This window comes from Flavobacterium sp. WC2509, assembly GCF_052683105.1.
On the sequence record NZ_JBQZFG010000001.1, the window covers coordinates 3,640,834 to 3,662,535 of the forward strand.

The following is a 21,702-nucleotide window of genomic DNA, read 5'->3' on the forward strand; positions in this document are numbered from 1 at the left end:
ATAGTTGATTTCTATTGTATTATGCAAATATAAATTTGTAAATAAGTAGTACATTAGCATTGTAATAGTATTGTCCGTTTTTTTTATTTATATAATGGAGATTAATATTATGTACGAATGTTATTAGTGTATGTCGTTATAGATTTGCAAATCTGATTAATTGCCTAGTGTTACTATTGTAAATGCAAATGAAATGATGAAACCGCCTTAGATACCAATGTTTTTAATAGGCATGTGTCTTCCATTGCAATAATATGTTGTAGTGGATCTAAATATCAATCAAAATAATAACTTAGTATTATGTCAAAGAATACAAATCTTTTTACTCATTTTAAATCAGATTTCGCATCTGGTTTAGTCGTTTTTTTAGTTGCCTTGCCACTTTGTTTGGGAATTGCAATGGCTTCTGGTGCTCCTTTGTTTTCTGGAATTATAACAGGAATAATTGGTGGAATAGTTGTTGGATTTTTAAGCCAATCTCAAATAAGTGTTTCAGGACCGGCTGCAGGTTTGACAGCTATAATACTTACTGCAATTACCAGTTTGGGTGGGTTTGATACCTTTTTGACTGCTGTTTTTATTGCAGGAATTATTCAATTGGCTCTGGGTTTATTAAGAGCCGGGAGTATATCTAATTATTTTCCAACTAATGTGATTGAAGGGATGTTAGCAGGTATTGGAGTCATAATTATTATGAAACAATTGCCACATGCTTTTGGTTACGATGCTGATTTTGAAGGAGATCAATCTTTTTCGGAAGCAAATGGAGATAATACTTTTTCTGCTCTCTTTGATGTTTTTAATCACTTGCAATTAGGAGCTATAGTGATAACATTAGTTTCAATGGCTATTCTGATTTCTTGGGATAAAATTCCAGCTTTAAAGAAATTAAAATTAGTCCCAGGTGCATTGGTTGCTGTAATTGTTGGAATTTTATTAAATGAATTTTTTATTACCTCAGGAAGTACATTGGCTATTGAGAAAGAACATTTAGTTTCGTTGCCAGTGCCAAATTCATTTGATGATTTTAAATCGATTATTGTAACACCAAATATTGCAGGATTTATGAATCCACAAGTTTGGGTGGTTGGTGTTACTATTGCAATTGTTGCTTCTATAGAGACTTTATTGTGTATTGAAGCTGCTGATAGAATGGATGTACATAAGCGATTTACTAATACGAATGTAGAATTAAGAGCGCAAGGAATTGGGAATATTATATGCTCATTGATTGGTGGATTACCATTAACATCAGTTGTGGTTCGTACATCTGCGAATAATGAAGCTGGTGCCAAATCAAAATTGTCTGCTATAATTCATGGTGTTTTATTATTGGTATGTGCTTTGTCAATTCCTTTTATTTTGAATAAAATTCCTTTAGCTACACTTGCTGCGGTTTTGATTTTAGTTGGATATAAATTAGCAAAACCTGCAACGTTTAAACATTTTTGGAGTTATGGAAAATACCAGTTTTTGCCTTTTATCGCTACCTTTTTAGGAGTTGTATTTACAGATTTGTTAAAAGGAGTTGTTCTAGGAATTGTGATTTGTATTGTATTTATATTGAGAGGAAATCTTAAAAGAGCGTATAGTTTTAGAAAGAAAGAATACGTAGATGGTGATATTATTCATATCGATTTAGCTCAAGAGGTTTCCTTCCTGAATAAGGCTGCTATCAAAATGACTTTGTCTAAAATTCCAGAAAACAGTAAGGTTGTTATAGATGCTCAGGATACGGTTTACATTGCTCATGATATTTTGGATTTAATCCATGAATTTAAAACAACAAGGGCTATAGATGACAATATTCAAGTGAAACTAAAAGGATTTAAAAAAGAATATGCTTTAGAGAATACTGATGAATCTAGAAACCATGTTACTATTGAGCGCCATTATGATTTTGCAAAAAGAGAAATGGTAGATAAGAAAGTGATTAGCGAAGATTTTAAAGATAATTTGTAATTTTAGAAACATAAATCAAAACATATTATGTATTGGTTTAATTAATTTTTAACTGACTTAAAATAAAATAAAATGAGTGATTTTTATAAAAAAATATTAGATAATAATAAAAAATGGGTTGAAGAGCAATTGAATTTAGACCCGGAATTTTTTAAAGATTTAGCGAAAGGCCAGCAACCACCATTATTATGGATCGGATGTTCTGATAGTCGTGTACCTGCAAACGAGATAATAGGAGCAAAACCAGGGGAAGTTTTTGTTCATAGAAACATTGCTAACATGGTAATTCATACAGACATGAATATGTTAAGTGTTTTGGATTATTCTGTAAACGTATTAAAAGTAAAACATGTTATAGTTTGTGGTCATTATGGTTGTGGAGGCGTTAAAGCAGCTATGGGTAATGCTTCAATTGGAATTATTGATAATTGGATTCGCCATATAAAAGATGTGTACCGTTTACATGATAAATATTTAGATTCTATAACTGATGAAACAGAGCGTTTTAATGCTTTTGTAGAAATCAATGTTAAAGAACAAGTATTTGATTTGGCTAAAACATCTATTTTGCAAGCAGCTTGGAAAAACGGGCAAGAAGTGACTGTTCACGGATGGGTTTACGGTTTGAATTCAGGTTTTGTAACCGATTTAGGAGTTAATTTTAGTTCAAATGATGATTTGGATGAAGTTTATCAACTTAACATAAATAAATAATAAGTGAAATAGTTTGTTCGAATGAAACTGTTTTAAAAAATGCTAAAAATGCTGTCTAATTTAGACAGCATTTTTTATTTAATCATCAACTTCTAAATTTTCGTTGAAAGCCGTTGGTAAAAGTTTTGGAATAAACTTAATCAAGATCGGCAATAATAAACTACCTCCAGGAAGTAAAAATATAGTTAAGGAAGGTATTGTTTTGCAAATTTCTAAAAGCTGTTTTTTTACTTTTTTCTTTTCTTTTTCATTCAAGTCTCTATGAGTCGAATGTGCCAAAAGCAACATCAATTCTTTGCTTTCAATTATTTCTTTGACTAGTCTGGTTTTATTGCGTGATATCAGCGTTATAACACTCTTTGTGGTTTGGTCGTAAAAATGTTTTACAGGATTAGAATAATTAAAATAGGGGATTTCTTTTTTATACTTATTTATGAATCCATCTGTTTTGATAATGCTCAGAGAACTAAATTCATCATCAATACCAATTGTTCTTGCTAGGGTATGTAAAAAGTAAGCTTCATTATTTTCGATAACACCATCGCTCCATAATGCCATTCCTGCAATGTCAATTAAATATTTTTTTTCTAGTTCGGCAGTGAAGTAATCTAATTCTAAAGTATCTAATGTGATATTTTCCTTTTTTGAAAATTTACTATACCTGATTGAAGCTTCAAATAATTTAATAAGTAAATCATCGTATTGTGATTTGTTAGTTTTTATTTTAAAAGCTAAAATGACAATGTTGACAATAGTTTCTTCAATTTTTTTCAAGTATTTTTCAGGAATCTGACCTTCAATCAAATATTGGCGAAAAGCTAAAACATCTATAAACAGCAAAGCATTGGTCACTAAATGTGAAAAATTTTTGTTGATTATATTGTCATTGGTTTGTACGCGTTCGTCAATTATTTTTTCTAAAGTTAATGCTGGTGAATTTTTCGGAACAATTATTTTGAATAAATTGAATCCTTCAGGATGCATTTGTTTGTAAAAAAGATTGGCTTGCTCAATAAAAACAGCAGGCTCTTTTTGTTTATTGTTCAACAAAAAAATACTATATAAAGCATTCAGTAATGCTACTTTAGAAATTTCTTCTTTAAACCAACCTTTAGTTTCTATTTTAAAAGTAGTATCAAATGAAATGATGTGACCGTAGATAAAACCAGTTTCTCTTAATTTATGATAAAAGTTGGCTTCAGTCTCAGATACGCTAAGTTCTGACAACTTTAATTTTGTGAAAAATTTATCTATCCAACCTGATGCCGAAGGGTTAATCATTGCTTTATTTTGAATATACAAAACTATGTCTTTTTCTGGATGTATGCCTAATTCTAAGAGTTATAAAAATACTTTCTCTTGTGTTTTTATGAAATTATTCAATTGTATTAGTTTACAATGTGAATTTAATTTTTAGATTTAAAGATATTGGGATGTTTTAATACAGACTTTTTTGGGCAATATTTTTGAATTAAATTAATCTCTTGATTTTTTATTTTGATTGCAAAGGGCAATTATTGAGGTAATTCGGCTATTTCTTGTTTCGGCTCTTTTGGCTTGATTAAGCCAATAAAGATAACTTTTTCGATACGATGGGCTAAAATTTTGGTAGTTTTCGTATGCGATTTTATTTTGTTCAAATGCTAATGCCAAATCTTCAGGAATTATTAAATCTTCGACTGCATCTAAAGAATTCCAAGAACCATTTTGCTTGGCAATTTCAATTTTGGTTAATCCACTTTCATGCATCAAATTATCGGCAATGAGTTTTTCAATATATGTTTTATTGAGTTTGCTCCAAACACTTTTGATTTTTCTCGGAGTAAATAGTTGTTTGCGACTGTGTTCATCAATATTTTTAACTGTAGAATCAATCCACCCATAGCAAATAGCAACTTGAACAGCCTCTTCCCAACGCATACTTTCGAAAGGGCTATTCACCTTATAGAAAGTTAAATACACACCAGCTGACGAGTCATGATTATGATGTAACCATTCCCGCCAAGCTGTTGTGTTTTTAAAATAATGAATTTCTTTTTCTTTCAAGATTATTTTTTACTTGATTATTGCAGTACAAGCTACTCTACCACCAGCATTTCCTGTTGGTTGAGTTACAAAATCATCAGCACCTTGGTGAACAATAATTCCTTTTCCTAATATATCCTTTGAAGCATCTCCACAACCAATACACCATTCGTCTGTGGTCAAAGTGATAGTGCCATTTCCTTTTTCATCAGCTGTAAAATTACCAATATCACCTTTGTGATGTTCAGCGTCACCCCATTTTCCATGTTTTTTGAAAGTAGGATTCCAGTGCCCACCAGCAGAACTTCCATCAGCGGCAGAACAATCTGATTTTTCATGAATATGAATAGCATGAACTCCAGGCTGAAGTCCGGAAATTTTGGCTACGAATGTTACTTTGCCCTTTTTTTCTACAAATGTGGCAGTACCGGTTACTTTACTATTGCTTTTAGCTTCAAAGGTTAAATTTAAACTTTTGGTATCGGCTGAGTTGTTTTTTGTTTTACATCCAATGATTACAGAAATAATTAGTACGATGGATAAGATTATTTTTTTCATAATGTGAAATTTAATTAGAGTATAAAATTACGTATAAAAAAGCGTATTAAAATTAATTGATGTTTAAATCTATTTTGATTTTTCCCCAACAAAATGGTTTGTAGGTGATTTAAATAATATGTTGAATGAAGTTAAACTTCCATAAATTCGAGTAATGTATTGTTGCAATTCAATTTTTTCTATTTCTTCAATTTTACTGCTATTTATTTTTTGCTCCATTACACGTAAACGATCTCGAACCATAATTATTTTATGAAAAAAGGCATCAATAGGAATTTCTTTTGAAGCCAATCCAGCTTGTCCTGGTTCCAAAATAAGTTTACCGCCCTTCCATTTGTCGGCAATGGGCACAATTTCAGAAACATCAGACCATTTCTTAAGAAGATTCCTTAATGACTCTTCAACCTCCGAAAAACTTACAGTATCAACTTCATCAACAGTAGCTTCAATAACTTTAAATTCTTCGTTTAATGCAATGGTTTCAAGACCATTTTCTATGAATGTAACCCAATATTCTTTGGAGGATACATTGGTTATTACTCCTTTTCCGTATTCGGGATGTTCAATCCTAGATCCTATACCTAATAATGTCATGATTTTTCTTTTTACGAAAATAATTATACCTTTTTTAAAAAGCAAGTTCGAAAGGTGAACATCTTTATTTTTGCTTTATTTTTTTTATATTTACAAGAGAGAATCTCAAATTTTAAATTAAGATTTATGAAGAAAGTAATTTTATTAGTGGTGATTTTTTGCATAAATTTTACCTCTTGCACTACCAAAAAGGCAACTGTAAAAACTACTACACTTGAGGGTGCTTGGGAGTTAAATTATATAACAGGACCAAGAATTGCTTTTGATGGTTTGTATCCTAATAAAAAACCAACAATTGTATTTGATCTTGTAAACAATAAATTTTCGGGTAATAACAGTTGTAATCAATATTTTGGAGCGTTGATTTTAGATGGACAAAAAATCAATTTTAAAGATGCCAAAATTGGAATGACTATGATGGCCTGTCAAGGAACTGGTGATGCCTTTTATATAGAAACTTTGAAAAAAATAGAATCGTATACTATTACCGATGAAGGTAAAACTTTAAATTTTTTGATAGGGAATGTTGTGATGATGCGATTTACTCATCATAAATAATTCTATTTTATACATTTAAAATTATAATTACTATCAATTTATTCTTAATAATTACTGTATAATAAAGATGATATTCTAAATATGATTTGCAACAAATAAATTTTACCGTTATGAAAACAATAATAACAACTTTTTTTCTTTCGTTTTTTGTCTTGATTGGTTTTGCTCAAGAAAAAACTAAAAAGCAGTTAAAAGAAGAAAAAGAATTAGCGAAGCAGAAAGAAATCGATTCTCTAATTGAATCTAAAGTATTTGAATTTGTTGCCAACAGAGCCAATCCTCAAGGGGTTAGAAGTATAGATATGACAACAAATGATAATTTTTTGCGTTTAAAAAAGGATAGTATTCATAGTGAAATGCCTTTTTTTGGGCGTGGATATAGTGGTATTGGCTACGGAAGTGGGGGAGGCTTAGATTTTAAAGGTGTTGTTAATGATTTTTCTATTAAAAAAGGGAAGAAGAGTTACACCATTAAGGCTAATGTTAAGGATGCGGCAGATTCTTATAATATCGTCCTAGATATATATTTTGAAGGGACTGCCTATTTAAATATTAATTCCACTCATCGCAGCTCGATAAGCTATAATGGAGAAATTCATAAAATTTCAGTAAAATAAAGAGCGAAACATTTATTGAAAAAGAAAAATATAGGATATAAGTTGTATTTTTGATACTTCTTTAGAATTATTCAGACCAATAGTTTTTGTATACCTTTAAATGAATCAAATAGTTTACAAATTTTCTAAAATGAAAAATTAATATGTTTAAATTTTTAGCTCTTTTTGTAATTTGTTTCTTTTGTAATCAAAGTTTTGTTACTGCCCAAATTAATTCAGATAGCGATTCATCGTGCCCACCTAAAACCATTTTCGAGATATTTAAAAAGAAAGATTCTCTCATTGTTGTAAAACCAACTAAGAATAATTTTTTTCTTATCATCCCCATAATTGGTATTCAACCAGCTACAGGATTTAGTTATGGAGCAACTGCTCAATATACTTTTAAAGGGAAAGATTTGTTGGATAAATATTCGTCAGCAAATATTGGAGTTGTTTTTACAACTAAAAAGCAGTTGATGGTTAATCTCAAAAATACTATTCTTTTAAAAAATAATAAAATTTACTTAAGTGGAGATTCTCGGATGTATGTTTTTACTCAGCCTAATTATGGTTTAGGAACTAATATTATTCCAAGCCACAGAACGGATCCGGACTTTAGTGTTGAATCCATAGAAGAGCCAATGGATTATAATTATTTTAAAATGCATCAAACAGCTTCTTGGGAAGTGCGTGATAATTTCTACATAGGTGGAGGCATACATATTGATTGGTATTCTTCTATCGTTGATAAAAATCTGGATGTTGATAACGGAATATTTACTCATCATTATAATTATAGTATTGATAATGGCTTTAATGATAAAGAATATTTTGTAAATGGGTTAAGTCTTAATGCTATTTTCGATTCTAGAGATAATCAAATTAATACCAGAAAAGGTTGGTTTGCAAATGTAAATTATAGATTCAATTGTGCTTTTTTTAATGAACAAAAAGGAAGTAATGTATTGTATACAGAATTCAGGTATTTTTTGCCTTTGGATCCCAAAAAAGAACATTTTATTCTAGGTTTTTGGACTTTTGGACAGTTTGTGACAAAGGGAGTGGTACCTTACTTAAATTTGCCGGCAATAGGATGGGATCAGCGCAGTCGAAGCGGCGAAGGCTATACACAAGGATTGTTTCGTGGCAACAATTTGATGTATTTTCAAGCTGAGTTGCGATTTCCAATTACCTGTAATCAGGTTCTTACTGGAACTACTTTTGCTAATTTTACAACTGCCAGTAATAATTATGAAAAGATTAATCTTCTTGAATATGTTCAGCCTGCATTTGGGGTTGGATTAAGGCTTTTGATTGATAAAGCAACCCGCACCAATTTAGTTTTTGATTATGCAGTTGGAAATCGCTTCAAAGGATTTTATTTAAATGCTGGTGAAACTTTTTAATTTTTTGTGATTGATAAAAATTATTTAAATTGAAATCAAAAAAAGACTATTTTGATGTTTTTTTGGCAATGAATTCTTATATTTGATACACTTTAACTAAATAAAACAAAGACAAACATGAAAAAAGTATTTTTATTATTAGCAGTGGTTTTTTCGACAACAATTTTTGCTCAATCTACTCTAAAAGATGATGTAGATATTGTACAGTCTGTTTATGGGAAATCTAAATCAGACTTAGTAGGCCAATATATGGCATTAACAGGAACTCAAGCTACAGATTTTGCAAAAGTCTATGAGGCTTATGAAGTAGAAAGAAAAAAATTGGGACAAGAAAAAATTCAATTAATAAATCAGTATGCAATTGATTATACAACTCTAAGTGATGATAAAGCTGATGTAATCACAAAAGGAGTTTTGAAAAATAATGTTGCCTACGATAAATTGTATGTTACGTATTATGATAAAGCTAAAAAAGTGATTGGGGCTGTAAATGCAACTAAATTTATTCAACTTGAAATTTATTTGCAGACTGAGATTAGAAGTAGCCTGCAAAATGCAATACCTTTTGTTGGAGAGCTAGATTTGACAAAAGTTAAATAAGAAGTTCTCTCAAGGATTTAAAAAGAGCGTAGTCTTCAAGATTACGCTCTTTTTTTGTGACTACAAGAATTAATTTCTTTTTAGTCTGAATAATCTTTCTACTGATTTTAATTATAAGTTTATTTATAATAATAAGTGTTAAATTTTCTTTTATTATTATAGAAAAAAAAGTTAAATTTGAATAAGCTTTTCAGAGATTTACTAACTAAAAATTAAATAATGAAAATTTTAACTACGCCCCTTAGAACTGCTTTCATTTTAATGTCAATGCTGTTAATTTTTCCAAATGCATTATTTTCTCAAGGGACAACTGGAGATTTTAAGAACTCTGTAAAGTTCAATGTTACAAATACACTGCTTTATGATAACTCTTATCAGTTCTCGTACGAAAGAATAATAAAAGAAGATCAAAGTTTGAATGTTTTTGTTGGTTACCAAGAGTTTCCTTTGATAACCGTAGATTTGAGCTCAAATGACGCTTTTTCTAAAAATCATAGTAGAACTGGATTTTCAGTAGGAGCTGATTATAGGTTTTATTTGGGAAGTATCAATAAATTTAAGGGACCAAGAGGTGTTTATTTAGCGCCATTTGTTAGTTTTTTTCAATTTAGTACTGATAGAGAAATAATTCATACTGATCCAAATACAAATGTTCAAAGTAATATCAACCTTTCTTCAAAATTTAATTTAACCAATTTTGGTGGTGAATTGGGGTATCAATTTGTATTATGGGACAGATTTGTTATTGATTGTGTACTGTTTGGACCTTCTATTACTCGATATAAATTCAATACGAAATTGGATGGAAACGTACCAGGATTAGAAGATAATGAAGTCTATCAAAAAGTAATTCAAGCAATAAAAGACAAGTTTCCTGGAATTGAAGGAATTACAGGAGATGAAGGCATAGAGAAAAAAGGAGTACAATCCGTTACCGCTGTAGGTTTTAGATACAACATTAGTATTGGATACAGATTCTAAAACAGGAAATAACTATAAATTAAGCCTCAATTTTTTGAGGTTTTTTAATTTTAATTGTAAACTTCATTTGGGTTTAGTGTTGCTTGAAAGGTGATGCAATAATTTTAATTGATTTTTTAATTTCTTACACTATTCAAAATATGGTTTTAATTGATTTTACTTGTATTGAAAAAAGAGCTTTTTTATTCATGAGTCTTTTTTTTATTTGCAATTTATCAAAAGCACAAGATTTAGAACCCAGAGCGTATGCAAATATGCCAAAAGGAGGAAATGTTATAGTAGGGAGTTATGGTTTTATGAAAGGGGATGTGGTCTCGGAAGCAACTTTACCAATTGAAGATTTTATTATTAACAGTAATAATTTCGGCTTGGGTTATCTGCATACATTTGGTTTAGGGGATAAATTAGCAAGAGTTCAAGTCGCTATTCCTTATGTTCTTATGGATGGTCATGCTACTGTAAATGGAGAAAAAATCACTGGAAACAGAACTGGTTTTGGTGATATGCGTATTAGATTAGGAATTAATTTATTAGGTTCTCCAGCATTAGACAGAAAGGATTTTAGCAAGTATCAACAAAAAACAATATTTGGGGTAAGTTTGGTAACTTCTGTTCCTACAGGTGTCTATTATCCTGATAAAAGGATTAATATTGGTACTAATCGTTGGGGATTTAAGCCAGAGGCTGGAATATCTAAACGGTTTGAGCATGTTTATGCTGAATTGTATTCTGGAGTTTGGTTTTATACTAAAAATGACCAGTATCTTGGGGATAATGTTTTGAAACAAGACCCTGTCCTTTCTTTTCAAGGGCATGCTTGTTATTACTTTAAAAACCAAATGTGGGTAGGGGTTAATGCAAATTGGTTTAGTGGTGGGAAAACAGAAGTAGATGAGTTACCTGCGGGTAGTGTTATTAATAGTTCCAGAATAGGAGCAACAGTATCAATGCCATTATCAAGAAGTCAATCTGTTAAATTACAGCTTAATACAGGGGTTTTTAAAGACATTGGCTTGAACTACGATTCGATCACTTTTTCGTACCAATATGTTTTCTTTTAAAGGTTATAATTGAAATTTATTTCATCGTTTATACCAAAGAATATCAAAATGATTTTGATAATTATATTTTCTCCAATTAAATTTTTAAAATAAAAGGCTGAATGAATTATTTGATTTTAAAAAAAATAAAAAGTGATTTTTTCATTTTAATAATGAGCTGTTTTATCGGGGGAACTGGATATTCTCAAAATGATGAAACGGTCAGAATTATTAAATTGGATGAAGCAATTCAGTTAGGAATTAAAAATAACAATCAGATTAAATTAGCCAATTCAGATGTTTCTATTGCTAATGAAAATTTAAGTCAGACAAAAATTTCCAAAGCACCAATGGTAGGTTTGAATATGGGCTATAATTATATTGGAAATCCCAAAATTTATGAGGGTTTTTATGAAAGGAATGTTGAGGTAGATTATTTTGATCATCAGGCTAATGCGGGTGTTTTGGCTACGATGCCTTTGTATTATGGAGGCGTAATCAATAATCAAATTGACAAACAAAAATTAATAGTTAGTATGCAGGAATCGGTTGTAAAAATGACCGAAACAGAAATCAAGCAAACGATTACTTCACAATTTTTTACTCTCGAAAAATTATACAAGCAAATAGAGGTAACCAAGCAAAATATAATTAACACTGAGTTGCGAATCAAGCAATTGAAATCAAGGGTTGCCAACGGGCAAAACTTAAAAAGTGATTTGTTAAGAACAGAATTACAGCAATCTAATTTTGAAGTGGCTGTTTTTCGTAGCACCAATTCAATTGAGTTGATTAGCAATTATTTGGATATACTGACAGGACTGCCTACCAATACTATATTGAAACCTGTACTGGATGGTATTTTAATTCCAAAAATAGATTCGAGTTTGCAAGAAAGCTTGTCTGAAGCCTATCAAAATAGATACGAAATTAAACGTTCGGAAATCAATGTTAAGATAGCTGAATCCTCTTTGGATATTACCAAGAGTGGTTTTAAACCAAATATTAATGCTAATTTATTATTGAATACCCAATATCCGGCTCAATGGCCAAATTATCCGAATATTTTAAATTATTGGGCAGCTGGGGTTTCACTTAATTGGGATATTTCAAGTTTTTATAATTTAAAACATCGTATTAATAGTGATCAACTACAAATTGACAAAAGTAATATTGCCCTTGATGCAACCAAAGATGTAATTAATCAAGATGTGAAGTCCGCCTTTGTTCGCTTTACTGAAAGTGTGAAGAATATTTCAACTTTCAAAAAAGATGTTGATTTGGCATTGAGCAATTATAAGATTGTCAAAAGCCGTTATGATAATGATTTTGCCTTAATCAGTGATATTGTCGATGCTGAATTACAATTGAATGAGGCCAAAATATCATTAAACAATGCCAACATAGATTCTATTATTCAATATTATTTCTTGCAATACGCAATGGGGAAAATTTAATTTTTATGAGCGAAGAAAACAAAAACACCGAAACCGTTGCTAATAGCGAGAAAAGGAGAAATACAATATTAACTGTCTTATCTTTTGTTTTTATAATAATAGGAAGTATTTGGATATTGAGTTTATTCTTTGATTTTCATCGATATGAAACGACTAATAATGCCCAAGTTGAATCTTATATCAATAGTGTAACTGCTAGAGCGACGGGACATATTGTAGAAATCCGTTTCGAAGCCAATCAGTTTGTTCATAAAGGAGATACTTTGGTAATTCTCGATGATGAAGAATTTAGAATAAAAGTAAAACAAGCCGAAGCCGACTTGGCTGTAGCCGAAGGAAACCTACATTCATTGGAACAATCTATTGTTACGGCAACTTCGAATGAAGGAGCTGTCAAAGATAAGTTAGAAGGAGATAGGGCTAATCTTGATAAAGCCGAAAAAGATTATCACCGATTCAAAAATATGTATGCGGATTCTGCTGTAACGCTAAATCAATATGAGCAGGTAATCTCAAAACTGCAATCGACTAAATCGTATCTCAAAGCTGCTGAAAAGGAGTTGTTGGCTAGTGGATCAGTAGCAGAACAAAGTGTTACAAATCTGGAAGCTGCCAGAGCCTCAGTTGCCCGAAAAAGAGCAGATTTAGATAATGCAAAATTACAGCTTTCTTATACTCGGATTATGGCATTAGCCGATGGGTATGTAGGTGAGAGAACCATTTCTGTGGGCGAATTGATCAATGCTAATCAAGTGGTAGCAACACTAGTTTTAAATCAAAAGGTTTGGGTTACTGCGAATTTTAAAGAAACCCAAATCGAAAAAATTAAGCAAGGGCAGGAAGTAACTATAACAATTGATGCGCTTGGTGATAAAGAATTTAAGGGAAAAGTAGTTGGTTTTTCTCCAGCAACAGGAGCTAAGTTCTCTATGGTTGAACCGGATAATTCCACAGGAAATTTTGTCAAAATTACGCAGCGAATTCCCGTGAAAATTGATTTTGAAGCTTCCGAAAAAGACTTAGCAGCTGTTAAGCCTGGTATGAATGTATCTGTAGAGGTAAAAAAATAATACTATGATTTCTATCAAAAAAGGAAGTGTGTTTACTCTTGTAGGATTGTATATCCTTACAATTCCTTTTTTTAATGCGTTGAATGTAACCTCTTATGATAATTCACAAATATTAGGGCATTTCGGGGCTTCAACTACCACTTTTACATATTCTACCTATATTCCTTTTTTTGCGATGCTCGGATTTTTGCCATTAGGATTGAAAATTGGAAAACAGATTCCATTAAAAACAATGATTTTGTCAGTCAGTTTCTTGTCCCTCATTTGTAATACAGCTTCTTTGTATGCGACGACTATCGAATGGTTTACTGTTTGGCGATCTTTGTTGGCTATTTTATCGATCATTGGAATTTTTGCTTCGCTGATTCCAATTATTTTAAAATACAATCCTGTTTTTAATATGCCTATTCTATATGGAATTGTTCAGTTTATTATGCAGGGAAGTAAGCAGTTATATCAATATTTTGGTACACAAATGACTAGTATTCATAATTGGACTTTTGGAGTTTATTTTTTGAATATTAATTTTTTGATAGCGATACTTTTGGCGTGGATATTTTATAAAAAAGATTTTGCTCCAATGAAAACTCCTTTTCAATTTGATTGGAGAGGCTGGCTTATTATACTGTTATTTTTTACTGTTGTGCTTTTTCTTTGTGCCGAAGGACAAACGCGAAACTGGCTGAGTGATCCAAAAGTGGCTATGGCATTTGCTTTTTTAATGATTATTGTTGGAATATATCTGATTCATGTTCGATTTACACAAGCTCCGATAATCAATACTGATGTTTACAAATACAAGAATGTAGTGTTAGGCTCTCTTCTTTTTTTTATACAGGAATGATGAATGGAACAGGAGGGATAGTAACAGGTTTTATGACCAATATTTTAGGTTTTGACAGTATTTATGTAGCAAGAACACATTTGGCTATTCTGATAGGTCTTTTCATAGCCATTCCATTATCAACTTATCTTTTGTTTAAGAGAATTTATCTGGCTACTATTTGGGTTGTAGGTTTTGCTTGCTACGGAATGTATCACGCCATTCTTTATTTTAGATTTTATCCGGAAATTGATTCGGCTGATTTTTTTGGACCATTTATTTTCAAAGGGTTGGCTATTGGCTTTTTGTATCCTGCGGCATCACTTTATATTTCCGAAAATGTGCCTAAACCATTAGGCGATTCCCGAATGATGAGCGGAGTGATTTCACGAGCTGTTTTTGCATCATTATTGGGAGGTGCTTTTTTAGGAACGTTTATATCTAATCTGAATGTACAGCATAAAACAGGGCTTAGCCAGCAATTAACGGAACTAAACCCGATGGCCAAAGCACAATTAAACAAAAACAAAAATTACTATATGCTTCAAGGATTATCGGCCTGGGAAGCGCAAAAAAAGGCCGAAAAAAGCCTTTCTAACCAAACATCACAGTCAGCGATGATGCTGGCTTATAAAGATATTTATCTGGTAATGGCGGCGTTGTGTTTCTTCCCGATTCTGGTTCTCCTATTGTTTCGATTAGGACGACGGCCAATTGGAAGAGTTGATGTAGAGCCAATTCCGTTTTGATATAGTTGTTAAGAATCTGAGTTGTTAAGTTTCTAAGATTGGTGAGGTAATTAAAAAAAAAGGATAAAAGGATTATATCGTAAGTAAAAATTATAAAAGATGTTTTTAAGTAGTTTTTTTTAAAACTCAGAATCTCAGATTCTTAGCCACTTAGCATCTCAAAAAAAAACATTATGGCAAAAAATAAACAATTTCTTTTCTTAAACCATTTGTGGGATAAAGAAAGCGGACTTAGCGGTATGTTCGTCTTGCTTTTTATCATGCATTTTGTTTTGATTCCAATATTTGGAAGCTATTCTTCCTTTATGGTTATTATTAATGTATTTTGGATGCTATTTCTGATTGCAGGGATTTTTTCGTTGTCTAAATCCAAAAAACAAACAATCATGTTCACGATCATTCCGTTCTTTTTTGTCCTGTTCGGATGGATTTCGGTTTTCAGGCAGACTCCATTTGTTTTATTGGCGGATATTATTTTTACCATCGCTACTTTTGGATTGTTGATTTTTTTGGTTTTGAAAAAAGTTTTAGAACCAGGACCAATCACGGGATATAGAGTGATAGGTTCGATAGTGGTCTATATGATTTTGGCCAATTTATGGTCTGTGATTTATCAGTTTATCTATGAACACATTCCTGGTGCATTCCAAATTACGTTGCCTCCCTTTGAATGTAATACTTTACAGGCTAACTTTTTGTATTTTAGCTATATAACAATTACAACTACTGGTTATGGAGATATTTTTCCTTTGCATCCTTTTGCAAGAGCAATGGTGCAAATCGAAGCCATAATTGGAGTACTGTATCCAGTAATTTTAATTGGTCGTCTCGTCTCAGACGCGAATGAAAACAATGCCAAAAAGAAACAAAAGCAATAATCATATTCACAATTTTTAACTAATCTTTAAATCAACTATTATGGAAAATTCAAACCCATACAAAAGCAAACAGATTTTTGAAGTCATTTTACAGCTCGGACTCATTTTCCTAATTTTAGGATTTTGCATTAAACTTTTATTGCCATTTATGATGCCAATTCTTTGGGCGATTATTTTGGCGATAGTATTTTATCCAGGATTCGATTTCCTTCAAAAGAAATTGAAAGGACGCAAAAGTCTTGCTTCATTCATAATTGTTGCATTATTGCTGATAATCATTATTGCACCAACCGTATTATTTGTAAATTCGGTTACAGCAAGCATTGTCGAACTAAAAGCAGGAGTAGAGAGCGGCACTTTGAAAGTGGCGACACCAGGTCAAAACATCAAAGATTGGCCTTTGATAGGGGAGAAAGCCTATGATTTTCTATATTCGTTATCTACAGATTTAAAAGCAGGAGTACTCGAATACAAAGAACAAATCGTTGAATTATCCAAAAAGTTATTAGGAAGCGTCCTAAGTTCTACAGTTGCTTTATTGCAGGTAATTCTGTCGGTAATTATAGCAGGAGTATTGATGGTTTCAACAAGTGCTCAAAATCTGGCTACCAATTTCATCAAAAGAATTGCAGGTGATTCTGGTGACGAGTTCCTAAATATTTCAGTATCGACCGTATATCAGGTGGTCAAAGGAATATTGGGTGTGGCTATTATCCAAACCCTGATCCAAGCCGTGGGACTCTTTGGTTGTGGTGTTCCATTCGCGGGAGTATTAACGCTATTGTGTTTGATGTTGTCCATTATCCAAGTTGGACCGATTATTATCAATCTTGGGGTAATTGCTTATCTGTTTTCATTGGATAACACCACTGCAGCGGCTTTATGGTCTGTATTTTTTATCCTAAGCGGGCTATCAGACAACGTCTTAAAACCATTGTTATTAGGAAAAGGAGCTCTAGTACCTATGCTAGTTATTTTCCTTGGCGTAATCGGTGGATTCATGATGTCTGGTTTCGTAGGTTTATTTGTGGGACCAATCATCTTTTCTATCGGTTACAAATTATTTGCCGCTTGGATGGATGACAAACCGGAAACTGTAATTGTTCAAAGCGATTTATAAATAATTTACTTCATTAGTGTGCAAAAGCTCTTCTGGGCGTGCCACCATAAAGAAAAGTAGCCTACTCATCTATGCTGGTGAGTAGGCTAATTTTTTTTATGCTGTGGGCTATACGGACTACTTTGGTAGCTTGCTTCAAACGAAGTTTACTGAACTCAGACGACACGTCACAACAATTTTTGTGTTTAAATTTTCTACTTTTTAATAGATTAAAAAGTTTGATTTAAAATTCTAATTTCTGGAGTAGAAATAACACCGTTTTTTTCCATTGCCTCTCTCATTGCCGGAGCCAAAAATATCGCCTTTGCTACATCCGCATTCGGAACTTCGGAAATAACGGTTATTGAATTTTCGTCATCTACCGATTGATAAACACCTTTAATCTTGATTCCAGCCTGTTCACGCATAGTTGCTCCTGCTTCAAAACCTTGTTTCCATTTAGTAAAGTTTTCTACTTTGTGTGAATTGATAATTGTTGTTGCCATTTTTTTTGTTTTTTAAATGATTAATAAAAAATTTATGGAACAAAACTACGGTTGGTGGTAATTACAAAACGTTGACTTTTGTCAAGAAATTTAAGTATTGAATATTTTTTTACGAATACGGCTTAATGTTTCGGCACTTAAACCTAAATAAGATGCGATATAGTGTTGAGGTACTCTTTGAAATAATTTGGGTTTTGCTTTTAGCAGATTTAAGTATCTTTCTTCACCATTTTTGGTTTGCATATCAGCAAGCTGTTGCTGCAATAGAGCTGTCCATTTTTGATAGCCTTTTAAATGACCTTCTGTCCACCAGGGAAATTGAATAAATGCCTTTTCCCAATTATCAGCAGTAATAGTAAGCAATTCACATTCCTCTATTGCTTGAAAATTATAATTGGAAATGATTTTGTTTCTTATGGCCGATAAATCGCCTACAAAATGTCTTTCTTCGGCAAAATATACAATTGATTCTTCGCCCTTTCCATTTACAATATATTGTCGCAAACAGCCTTTCAAAACAAAAATGGAGAACTTTGGAATTTCGCCAGCTTTCAAAATAAATTCATTTCGGTTAAATTTCTTGAATTCCCACAATGCAAGAAATTGTTCAAATTCCCCTTCAGGTATAGCAACTCTCTTTTGAAGTTCTTCCAAAAATAGAGTTCTATGGTATATTTTAATTTCTGTCATCTGTTATATTTGTATGAGTAGCGCTTTATATTGACTACTGCATTTTGGTAGTAGAAGAGGGTTTGGGACTAAGTTAAACTCATTCTCAGGATTTTACAAATCATCCCAAATACAAAACTAACTTTCCATTAAGCCTATTGCCCAAATCCATTGTAGCTGTTATGTGAAGTTGCGACACGCAAAGTGGGCTAGTTTAGTTTTTCACAACATTTAGGTTAAATATTTTCTGTTAATTTCTGCTTTTCAAAAGTTAGGTTTTCCAGTTTCTAAAATCAATTTTCAAACTACAAAAGTAAAACTTGCCACGTTTCAGTTTTTCAATTTTCTAATTTCTATTTATTATTTTTAGAACTTTCATTTTTTTTATAACTGTATCTAGCCATTAGAGCCATAAATAAACCGAAAAATGAAGCATGAAAAATAAATTTCCATAATTGAAATCCATTTCCTTCTGAATAATCATAACCAGCCATTAATCCTGCATAAATTAACCCTGTGAATAAAAAGGTTTTTATCATTGTTTTTGTTATAGGTTTCATTTTTTTATTTCGTTTATGTTTCAGATTTTTTTTAGCAATTACACATAACGTCTTGGTACTCCAGCGGGTTTGGGATTAAATTAAGACCATTCCTCGGATTTGCCAAATCATCCCAAATACAAAACCAACTTTCCATTAAGCTTATTGCCCAAATCCGTTGTTGTAGCTGTTGGTAGTAGTAAATTTATTTATAGTGGAAGTCGGATTCAGGGAAATTAATTACTTCATTTTTATTTCGCAAAATATTCCAAATCATATCATAAAGGCGGAAAAAATTTTCTGCTCTTTTTTTATTTTTTTCACTTGTGTATCCCGTATCATAACTTACAACTTTTTGCTTTCCATTAGAATAAATTAGAATACTTTTAATATGACCTGGATCAGTTATTAATATAACACTTTCTTTAGGTTCAAATTTATTCGGCATTTTTAAAAATTGAACTTCTTCCATAAAAGAGTAAATTTTCTCTTTTTCTTCTTTCGTTAATTCAATTTTTACTGTTTTATCATCTTCTAAATATTTTCTACTGAAAGTGCTATTTTTCGAATTGTAGCTATCATTTCCTCCGCTATTAATTATAAAATAAAAGTCATTAGGGAGTGAATCTTCAACTTGAGAATTTACCAAAAATGATTTCGGTGTACTTTTATTAAAACTGTAAATACTAAAAAGTATAAGTATTATAGAGATAATTTTAAATTTCTTCATTTCTCATTTTTGTGGTTTATTACTGTCAACGTTCTCGCGCTACAAGCAGTTTGGGATTAAATTAAGCCTATTCTTCGGATTTGCCAAATCTTACAAATACAAACCAATTTTTCCATTAAGCCAAATGCCCAAATTGCTTGTTGCGTGTGTTGTACCCAGTTTTTATTTACGATTCAGTTTAATTTTTCTATACTTTTTGTCTAAGGGTTGCAAAATACTATCCGAAATTATCAAATATCTTTTAGTGATTTTTTTGTCTGTTTTACTTTCTATGTTTTCATCATCAAGATTTATTATATTCTTTTCAATATGATATTTCCCAATAAAAGTGCAACGATTTTCAATATACGATCTTGTTATTTCAAAGGAATTGTTTTCATACAATACTATCCAAGCTCTCTCGTATTCGTCTTCAATAATTCCTTCATATTTAATTTCCCTCCAGAATTTATTTTCATTAGCAACAAATAAAAAACTATTAAAGACAACAAATAAAATAAAGAGATATAAAGGAATAAAATCAAATTTTTCTCCTTTGTCAACCAATTTAAACAAATCTCGAATTTCAATTATTATAAAACCGAGGATAAAAATTATACTTAAAAAGGCAAATAATAAACCTTTGGCCATTCCTTCGCAGAAATCACCAAAGTGAATGTTTAAACATAAAGTCAATAACAGTAAAATTGATAATATTCCGTATTTAATCTTCTTTCGTTCTTTCATTTGTTAAATTGGGTACAACTAGTATATAGGTCTGATAAAATGACTCATCTTTACCCGATTTCTGCTAGATAGGTATGACAAACATAATGTTTATTTGTCAAATTAAACGTGACGTATGTTATTTGTGGGCTTTTTATTACTTGTAAATGATTTCTCTAAAAAAGACTCTAATAGTACTTCCTTATTTTTTGATTAGATCTTCTTTCTCTACCAATTGCTCCTTGAGAGCTTTTTCATGTACGGTTTCAAAATGGTTAGACAGACCTATCTGTCTTATTGGTTGAATAGTTACATTTTACCGCTGATATAGAACAGCAATACCTAACAGCTTCTACAATAGTTTTGGGTAATCGACTTAATGAAAAGTTGGTTTTGTACCGATGATTTGGCAAATCCGAATAATGGGTTTAATTTAGTCTTAAATCTGCTTTAGTATCCGAACGTTGGGTAGCAAATGAAAAATGACTAGAAAATAAAATTTATATTAATGAGGCTATTTTTTTATGTGTAGTAAGAGTTTTGATTTCCTCTTGTGGATTGAATAGGAGAATTTCAAAACTTGAAGAAAAAGTTAACGAGCCAAATGACAGTATTCAACTGAAAAATTTAAAAACACTAGCTAATTACAATACAGCTTTTTTGGGATTGCTGAAAGAAACATTTACAATAATACAAGAAATTCAGTTTTTATAGAAATAGATTTAGGTGTTAATTCTAGTAGGGGAGTTGATAATGTAAAAGTATGGCAAGTAATAAATTAAACGACATTCAAACTAGAACTATTAGTAGTAATTGAAAGGTATTTTAAAGTAAATAACAATTAACGACAAGATATGAGAAAGATTATTGCAGCAATCAACATGACACTGGATGGTTTTTGCGATCATACAGCAATAACTCCTGATGAAGAAATACATCAGCATTACACAGACCTATTAAGTAGCGGAGACGCCATTTTATATGGGCGAATAACCTATCAGCTTATGGAATTTTGGCAGAGTCTAGTAAAAAATCCTTCTGGTGAAAAATCAATGGATGACTTTGCTATGGTAATAGACAAAATTCCAAAAATTGTTTTTTCCCACACACTGAATACTGTTGAATGGGAAAGCGCCAGAATTGCAAAACGTGATTTAAAAGAAGAGGTTTTAGAACTCAAACAACAATCAGGTAGCACTATTTTAGTTGGTTGTCGAAGTTTGATTATACAGTTAATAAAACTTAATTTGATTGACGAATTACAACTTTGTGTTCACCCTGTTATCGCAGGCATCGGTTTGCCATTATTTGAAAATTTAAACGAAAGGACTGTTTTTAAACTAATCAAAACCAAAACTTTTACTGGTGGTGCGGTATTACTTTACTATCAACCTACAATCGAAATAATAACTAATGATAAATAAAATTCTAATATATAAT

General features: G+C 31.4%; 24 protein-coding genes. 15 read left to right on the top strand and 9 right to left on the bottom strand.

The window, feature by feature from the left end:
* Positions 1-300 precede the first annotated feature (300 nt).
* Positions 301-1,962 (top strand): SulP family inorganic anion transporter, encoded by a 1,662-nt coding sequence (locus tag ACUN3A_RS15270; RefSeq protein ID WP_445552144.1) that lies wholly within the window; start codon positions 301-303, stop codon positions 1,960-1,962.
* A gap of 72 nt (positions 1,963-2,034) precedes the next feature.
* A complete protein-coding gene (gene can, locus ACUN3A_RS15275; RefSeq protein ID WP_445552145.1) occupies positions 2,035-2,676 on the top strand; it encodes a carbonate dehydratase in 642 nt (213 codons plus the stop codon).
* A gap of 78 nt (positions 2,677-2,754) precedes the next feature.
* Here the strand turns inward: can and ACUN3A_RS15280 are convergent, their stop codons facing one another.
* From ACUN3A_RS15280 to ACUN3A_RS15295, 4 genes are all read right to left on the bottom strand, one after another.
* Positions 2,755-3,957 carry an LETM1-related biofilm-associated protein gene (locus tag ACUN3A_RS15280; RefSeq protein ID WP_445552146.1) on the bottom strand — a complete coding sequence of 401 codons (1,203 nt, stop codon included), beginning with the start codon at positions 3,955-3,957 and terminating at the stop codon, positions 2,755-2,757.
* Between the two features lie 195 nt (positions 3,958-4,152).
* Complete coding sequence (locus ACUN3A_RS15285; RefSeq protein WP_445552147.1) at positions 4,153-4,722, bottom strand: YdeI/OmpD-associated family protein; 570 nt, start codon at positions 4,720-4,722, stop codon at positions 4,153-4,155.
* Positions 4,723-4,731: 9 nt separating this feature from the next.
* Positions 4,732-5,259 carry a superoxide dismutase family protein gene (locus ACUN3A_RS15290; protein WP_445552148.1) on the bottom strand — a complete coding sequence of 176 codons (528 nt, stop codon included), beginning with the start codon at positions 5,257-5,259 and terminating at the stop codon, positions 4,732-4,734.
* Between the two features lie 69 nt (positions 5,260-5,328).
* Positions 5,329-5,853 (bottom strand): hypothetical protein, encoded by a 525-nt coding sequence (locus ACUN3A_RS15295; protein WP_445552149.1) that lies wholly within the window; start codon positions 5,851-5,853, stop codon positions 5,329-5,331.
* A 126-nt stretch (positions 5,854-5,979) separates the two neighbouring features.
* Between ACUN3A_RS15295 and ACUN3A_RS15300 the strand changes: the two genes are divergently transcribed.
* From ACUN3A_RS15300 to ACUN3A_RS15355, 12 genes are all read left to right on the top strand, one after another.
* The gene (locus ACUN3A_RS15300) at positions 5,980-6,411 is read left to right on the top strand and encodes an META domain-containing protein (protein ID WP_445552150.1); all 432 of its coding nucleotides are present in this window, start codon (positions 5,980-5,982) and stop codon (positions 6,409-6,411) included.
* A gap of 110 nt (positions 6,412-6,521) precedes the next feature.
* Positions 6,522-7,028 carry a DUF4251 domain-containing protein gene (locus ACUN3A_RS15305; protein WP_445552151.1) on the top strand — a complete coding sequence of 169 codons (507 nt, stop codon included), beginning with the start codon at positions 6,522-6,524 and terminating at the stop codon, positions 7,026-7,028.
* Positions 7,029-7,171: 143 nt separating this feature from the next.
* Positions 7,172-8,416 carry a BamA/TamA family outer membrane protein gene (locus ACUN3A_RS15310; RefSeq protein WP_445552152.1) on the top strand — a complete coding sequence of 415 codons (1,245 nt, stop codon included), beginning with the start codon at positions 7,172-7,174 and terminating at the stop codon, positions 8,414-8,416.
* Between the two features lie 117 nt (positions 8,417-8,533).
* On the top strand, positions 8,534-9,016 hold the full coding sequence (locus ACUN3A_RS15315) for a hypothetical protein (protein WP_445552153.1): 483 nt from the start codon (positions 8,534-8,536) through the stop codon (positions 9,014-9,016).
* A gap of 219 nt (positions 9,017-9,235) precedes the next feature.
* Positions 9,236-9,997, top strand: coding sequence for a hypothetical protein (locus tag ACUN3A_RS15320; protein ID WP_445552154.1), 762 nt, complete (start codon positions 9,236-9,238; stop codon positions 9,995-9,997).
* A 188-nt stretch (positions 9,998-10,185) separates the two neighbouring features.
* Positions 10,186-11,058: a transporter gene (locus ACUN3A_RS15325; protein WP_445552155.1), complete on the top strand. Its 873-nt coding sequence runs from the start codon at positions 10,186-10,188 to the stop codon at positions 11,056-11,058.
* Between the two features lie 152 nt (positions 11,059-11,210).
* Positions 11,211-12,494 carry a TolC family protein gene (locus ACUN3A_RS15330; RefSeq protein ID WP_445552156.1) on the top strand — a complete coding sequence of 428 codons (1,284 nt, stop codon included), beginning with the start codon at positions 11,211-11,213 and terminating at the stop codon, positions 12,492-12,494.
* A 5-nt stretch (positions 12,495-12,499) separates the two neighbouring features.
* Positions 12,500-13,564, top strand: a complete 1,065-nt coding sequence (locus ACUN3A_RS15335; RefSeq protein ID WP_445552157.1) for an HlyD family secretion protein — start codon at positions 12,500-12,502, stop codon at positions 13,562-13,564.
* Positions 13,565-13,568: 4 nt separating this feature from the next.
* Positions 13,569-14,408, top strand: coding sequence for a hypothetical protein (locus tag ACUN3A_RS15340; protein WP_445552158.1), 840 nt, complete (start codon positions 13,569-13,571; stop codon positions 14,406-14,408).
* A complete protein-coding gene (locus ACUN3A_RS15345; RefSeq protein ID WP_445552159.1) occupies positions 14,405-15,136 on the top strand; it encodes a hypothetical protein in 732 nt (243 codons plus the stop codon). The genes ACUN3A_RS15340 and ACUN3A_RS15345 overlap by 4 nt, the downstream gene beginning before the upstream one ends.
* 173 nt (positions 15,137-15,309) lie before the next feature.
* Entirely contained in the window at positions 15,310-16,014 is a 705-nt protein-coding gene (locus tag ACUN3A_RS15350; RefSeq protein ID WP_445552160.1) for an ion channel, read from the top strand.
* A gap of 40 nt (positions 16,015-16,054) precedes the next feature.
* Positions 16,055-17,134: an AI-2E family transporter gene (locus ACUN3A_RS15355; protein ID WP_445552161.1), complete on the top strand. Its 1,080-nt coding sequence runs from the start codon at positions 16,055-16,057 to the stop codon at positions 17,132-17,134.
* A 209-nt stretch (positions 17,135-17,343) separates the two neighbouring features.
* Here the strand turns inward: ACUN3A_RS15355 and ACUN3A_RS15360 are convergent, their stop codons facing one another.
* From ACUN3A_RS15360 to ACUN3A_RS15380, 5 genes are all read right to left on the bottom strand, one after another.
* Positions 17,344-17,619 (bottom strand): hypothetical protein, encoded by a 276-nt coding sequence (locus ACUN3A_RS15360; RefSeq protein WP_445552162.1) that lies wholly within the window; start codon positions 17,617-17,619, stop codon positions 17,344-17,346.
* Between the two features lie 90 nt (positions 17,620-17,709).
* Positions 17,710-18,309 carry a Crp/Fnr family transcriptional regulator gene (locus ACUN3A_RS15365; protein ID WP_445552163.1) on the bottom strand — a complete coding sequence of 200 codons (600 nt, stop codon included), beginning with the start codon at positions 18,307-18,309 and terminating at the stop codon, positions 17,710-17,712.
* A gap of 332 nt (positions 18,310-18,641) precedes the next feature.
* Positions 18,642-18,848, bottom strand: a complete 207-nt coding sequence (locus ACUN3A_RS15370; RefSeq protein WP_445552164.1) for a hypothetical protein — start codon at positions 18,846-18,848, stop codon at positions 18,642-18,644.
* 184 nt (positions 18,849-19,032) lie between these two features.
* Positions 19,033-19,557, bottom strand: coding sequence for a hypothetical protein (locus ACUN3A_RS15375; RefSeq protein ID WP_445552165.1), 525 nt, complete (start codon positions 19,555-19,557; stop codon positions 19,033-19,035).
* Between the two features lie 162 nt (positions 19,558-19,719).
* Positions 19,720-20,283, bottom strand: coding sequence for a hypothetical protein (locus ACUN3A_RS15380; RefSeq protein ID WP_445552166.1), 564 nt, complete (start codon positions 20,281-20,283; stop codon positions 19,720-19,722).
* 833 nt (positions 20,284-21,116) lie between these two features.
* On the opposite strand from ACUN3A_RS15380, the gene ACUN3A_RS15385 reads away from it, so the two are divergent.
* On the top strand, positions 21,117-21,686 hold the full coding sequence (locus ACUN3A_RS15385) for a dihydrofolate reductase family protein (protein WP_445552167.1): 570 nt from the start codon (positions 21,117-21,119) through the stop codon (positions 21,684-21,686).
* Positions 21,687-21,702: the final 16 nt, after the last annotated feature.

Coding starts and splice junctions, on each gene's coding strand:
- ACUN3A_RS15270 (WP_445552144.1), top strand. CDS start 301: ATGTCAAAGAATACAAATCTTTTTACTCATTTTAAATCAGATTTCGCA.
- can (WP_445552145.1), top strand. CDS start 2,035: ATGAGTGATTTTTATAAAAAAATATTAGATAATAATAAAAAATGGGTT.
- ACUN3A_RS15280 (WP_445552146.1), bottom strand. CDS start 3,957: ATGATTAACCCTTCGGCATCAGGTTGGATAGATAAATTTTTCACAAAA.
- ACUN3A_RS15290 (WP_445552148.1), bottom strand. CDS start 5,259: ATGAAAAAAATAATCTTATCCATCGTACTAATTATTTCTGTAATCATT.
- ACUN3A_RS15295 (WP_445552149.1), bottom strand. CDS start 5,853: ATGACATTATTAGGTATAGGATCTAGGATTGAACATCCCGAATACGGA.
- ACUN3A_RS15300 (WP_445552150.1), top strand. CDS start 5,980: ATGAAGAAAGTAATTTTATTAGTGGTGATTTTTTGCATAAATTTTACC.
- ACUN3A_RS15305 (WP_445552151.1), top strand. CDS start 6,522: ATGAAAACAATAATAACAACTTTTTTTCTTTCGTTTTTTGTCTTGATT.
- ACUN3A_RS15310 (WP_445552152.1), top strand. CDS start 7,172: ATGTTTAAATTTTTAGCTCTTTTTGTAATTTGTTTCTTTTGTAATCAA.
- ACUN3A_RS15315 (WP_445552153.1), top strand. CDS start 8,534: ATGAAAAAAGTATTTTTATTATTAGCAGTGGTTTTTTCGACAACAATT.
- ACUN3A_RS15320 (WP_445552154.1), top strand. CDS start 9,236: ATGAAAATTTTAACTACGCCCCTTAGAACTGCTTTCATTTTAATGTCA.
- ACUN3A_RS15325 (WP_445552155.1), top strand. CDS start 10,186: ATGAGTCTTTTTTTTATTTGCAATTTATCAAAAGCACAAGATTTAGAA.
- ACUN3A_RS15330 (WP_445552156.1), top strand. CDS start 11,211: ATGAGCTGTTTTATCGGGGGAACTGGATATTCTCAAAATGATGAAACG.
- ACUN3A_RS15335 (WP_445552157.1), top strand. CDS start 12,500: ATGAGCGAAGAAAACAAAAACACCGAAACCGTTGCTAATAGCGAGAAA.
- ACUN3A_RS15340 (WP_445552158.1), top strand. CDS start 13,569: ATGATTTCTATCAAAAAAGGAAGTGTGTTTACTCTTGTAGGATTGTAT.
- ACUN3A_RS15345 (WP_445552159.1), top strand. CDS start 14,405: ATGATGAATGGAACAGGAGGGATAGTAACAGGTTTTATGACCAATATT.
- ACUN3A_RS15350 (WP_445552160.1), top strand. CDS start 15,310: ATGGCAAAAAATAAACAATTTCTTTTCTTAAACCATTTGTGGGATAAA.
- ACUN3A_RS15355 (WP_445552161.1), top strand. CDS start 16,055: ATGGAAAATTCAAACCCATACAAAAGCAAACAGATTTTTGAAGTCATT.
- ACUN3A_RS15360 (WP_445552162.1), bottom strand. CDS start 17,619: ATGGCAACAACAATTATCAATTCACACAAAGTAGAAAACTTTACTAAA.
- ACUN3A_RS15365 (WP_445552163.1), bottom strand. CDS start 18,309: ATGACAGAAATTAAAATATACCATAGAACTCTATTTTTGGAAGAACTT.
- ACUN3A_RS15370 (WP_445552164.1), bottom strand. CDS start 18,848: ATGAAACCTATAACAAAAACAATGATAAAAACCTTTTTATTCACAGGG.
- ACUN3A_RS15375 (WP_445552165.1), bottom strand. CDS start 19,557: ATGAAGAAATTTAAAATTATCTCTATAATACTTATACTTTTTAGTATT.
- ACUN3A_RS15380 (WP_445552166.1), bottom strand. CDS start 20,283: ATGAAAGAACGAAAGAAGATTAAATACGGAATATTATCAATTTTACTG.
- ACUN3A_RS15385 (WP_445552167.1), top strand. CDS start 21,117: ATGAGAAAGATTATTGCAGCAATCAACATGACACTGGATGGTTTTTGC.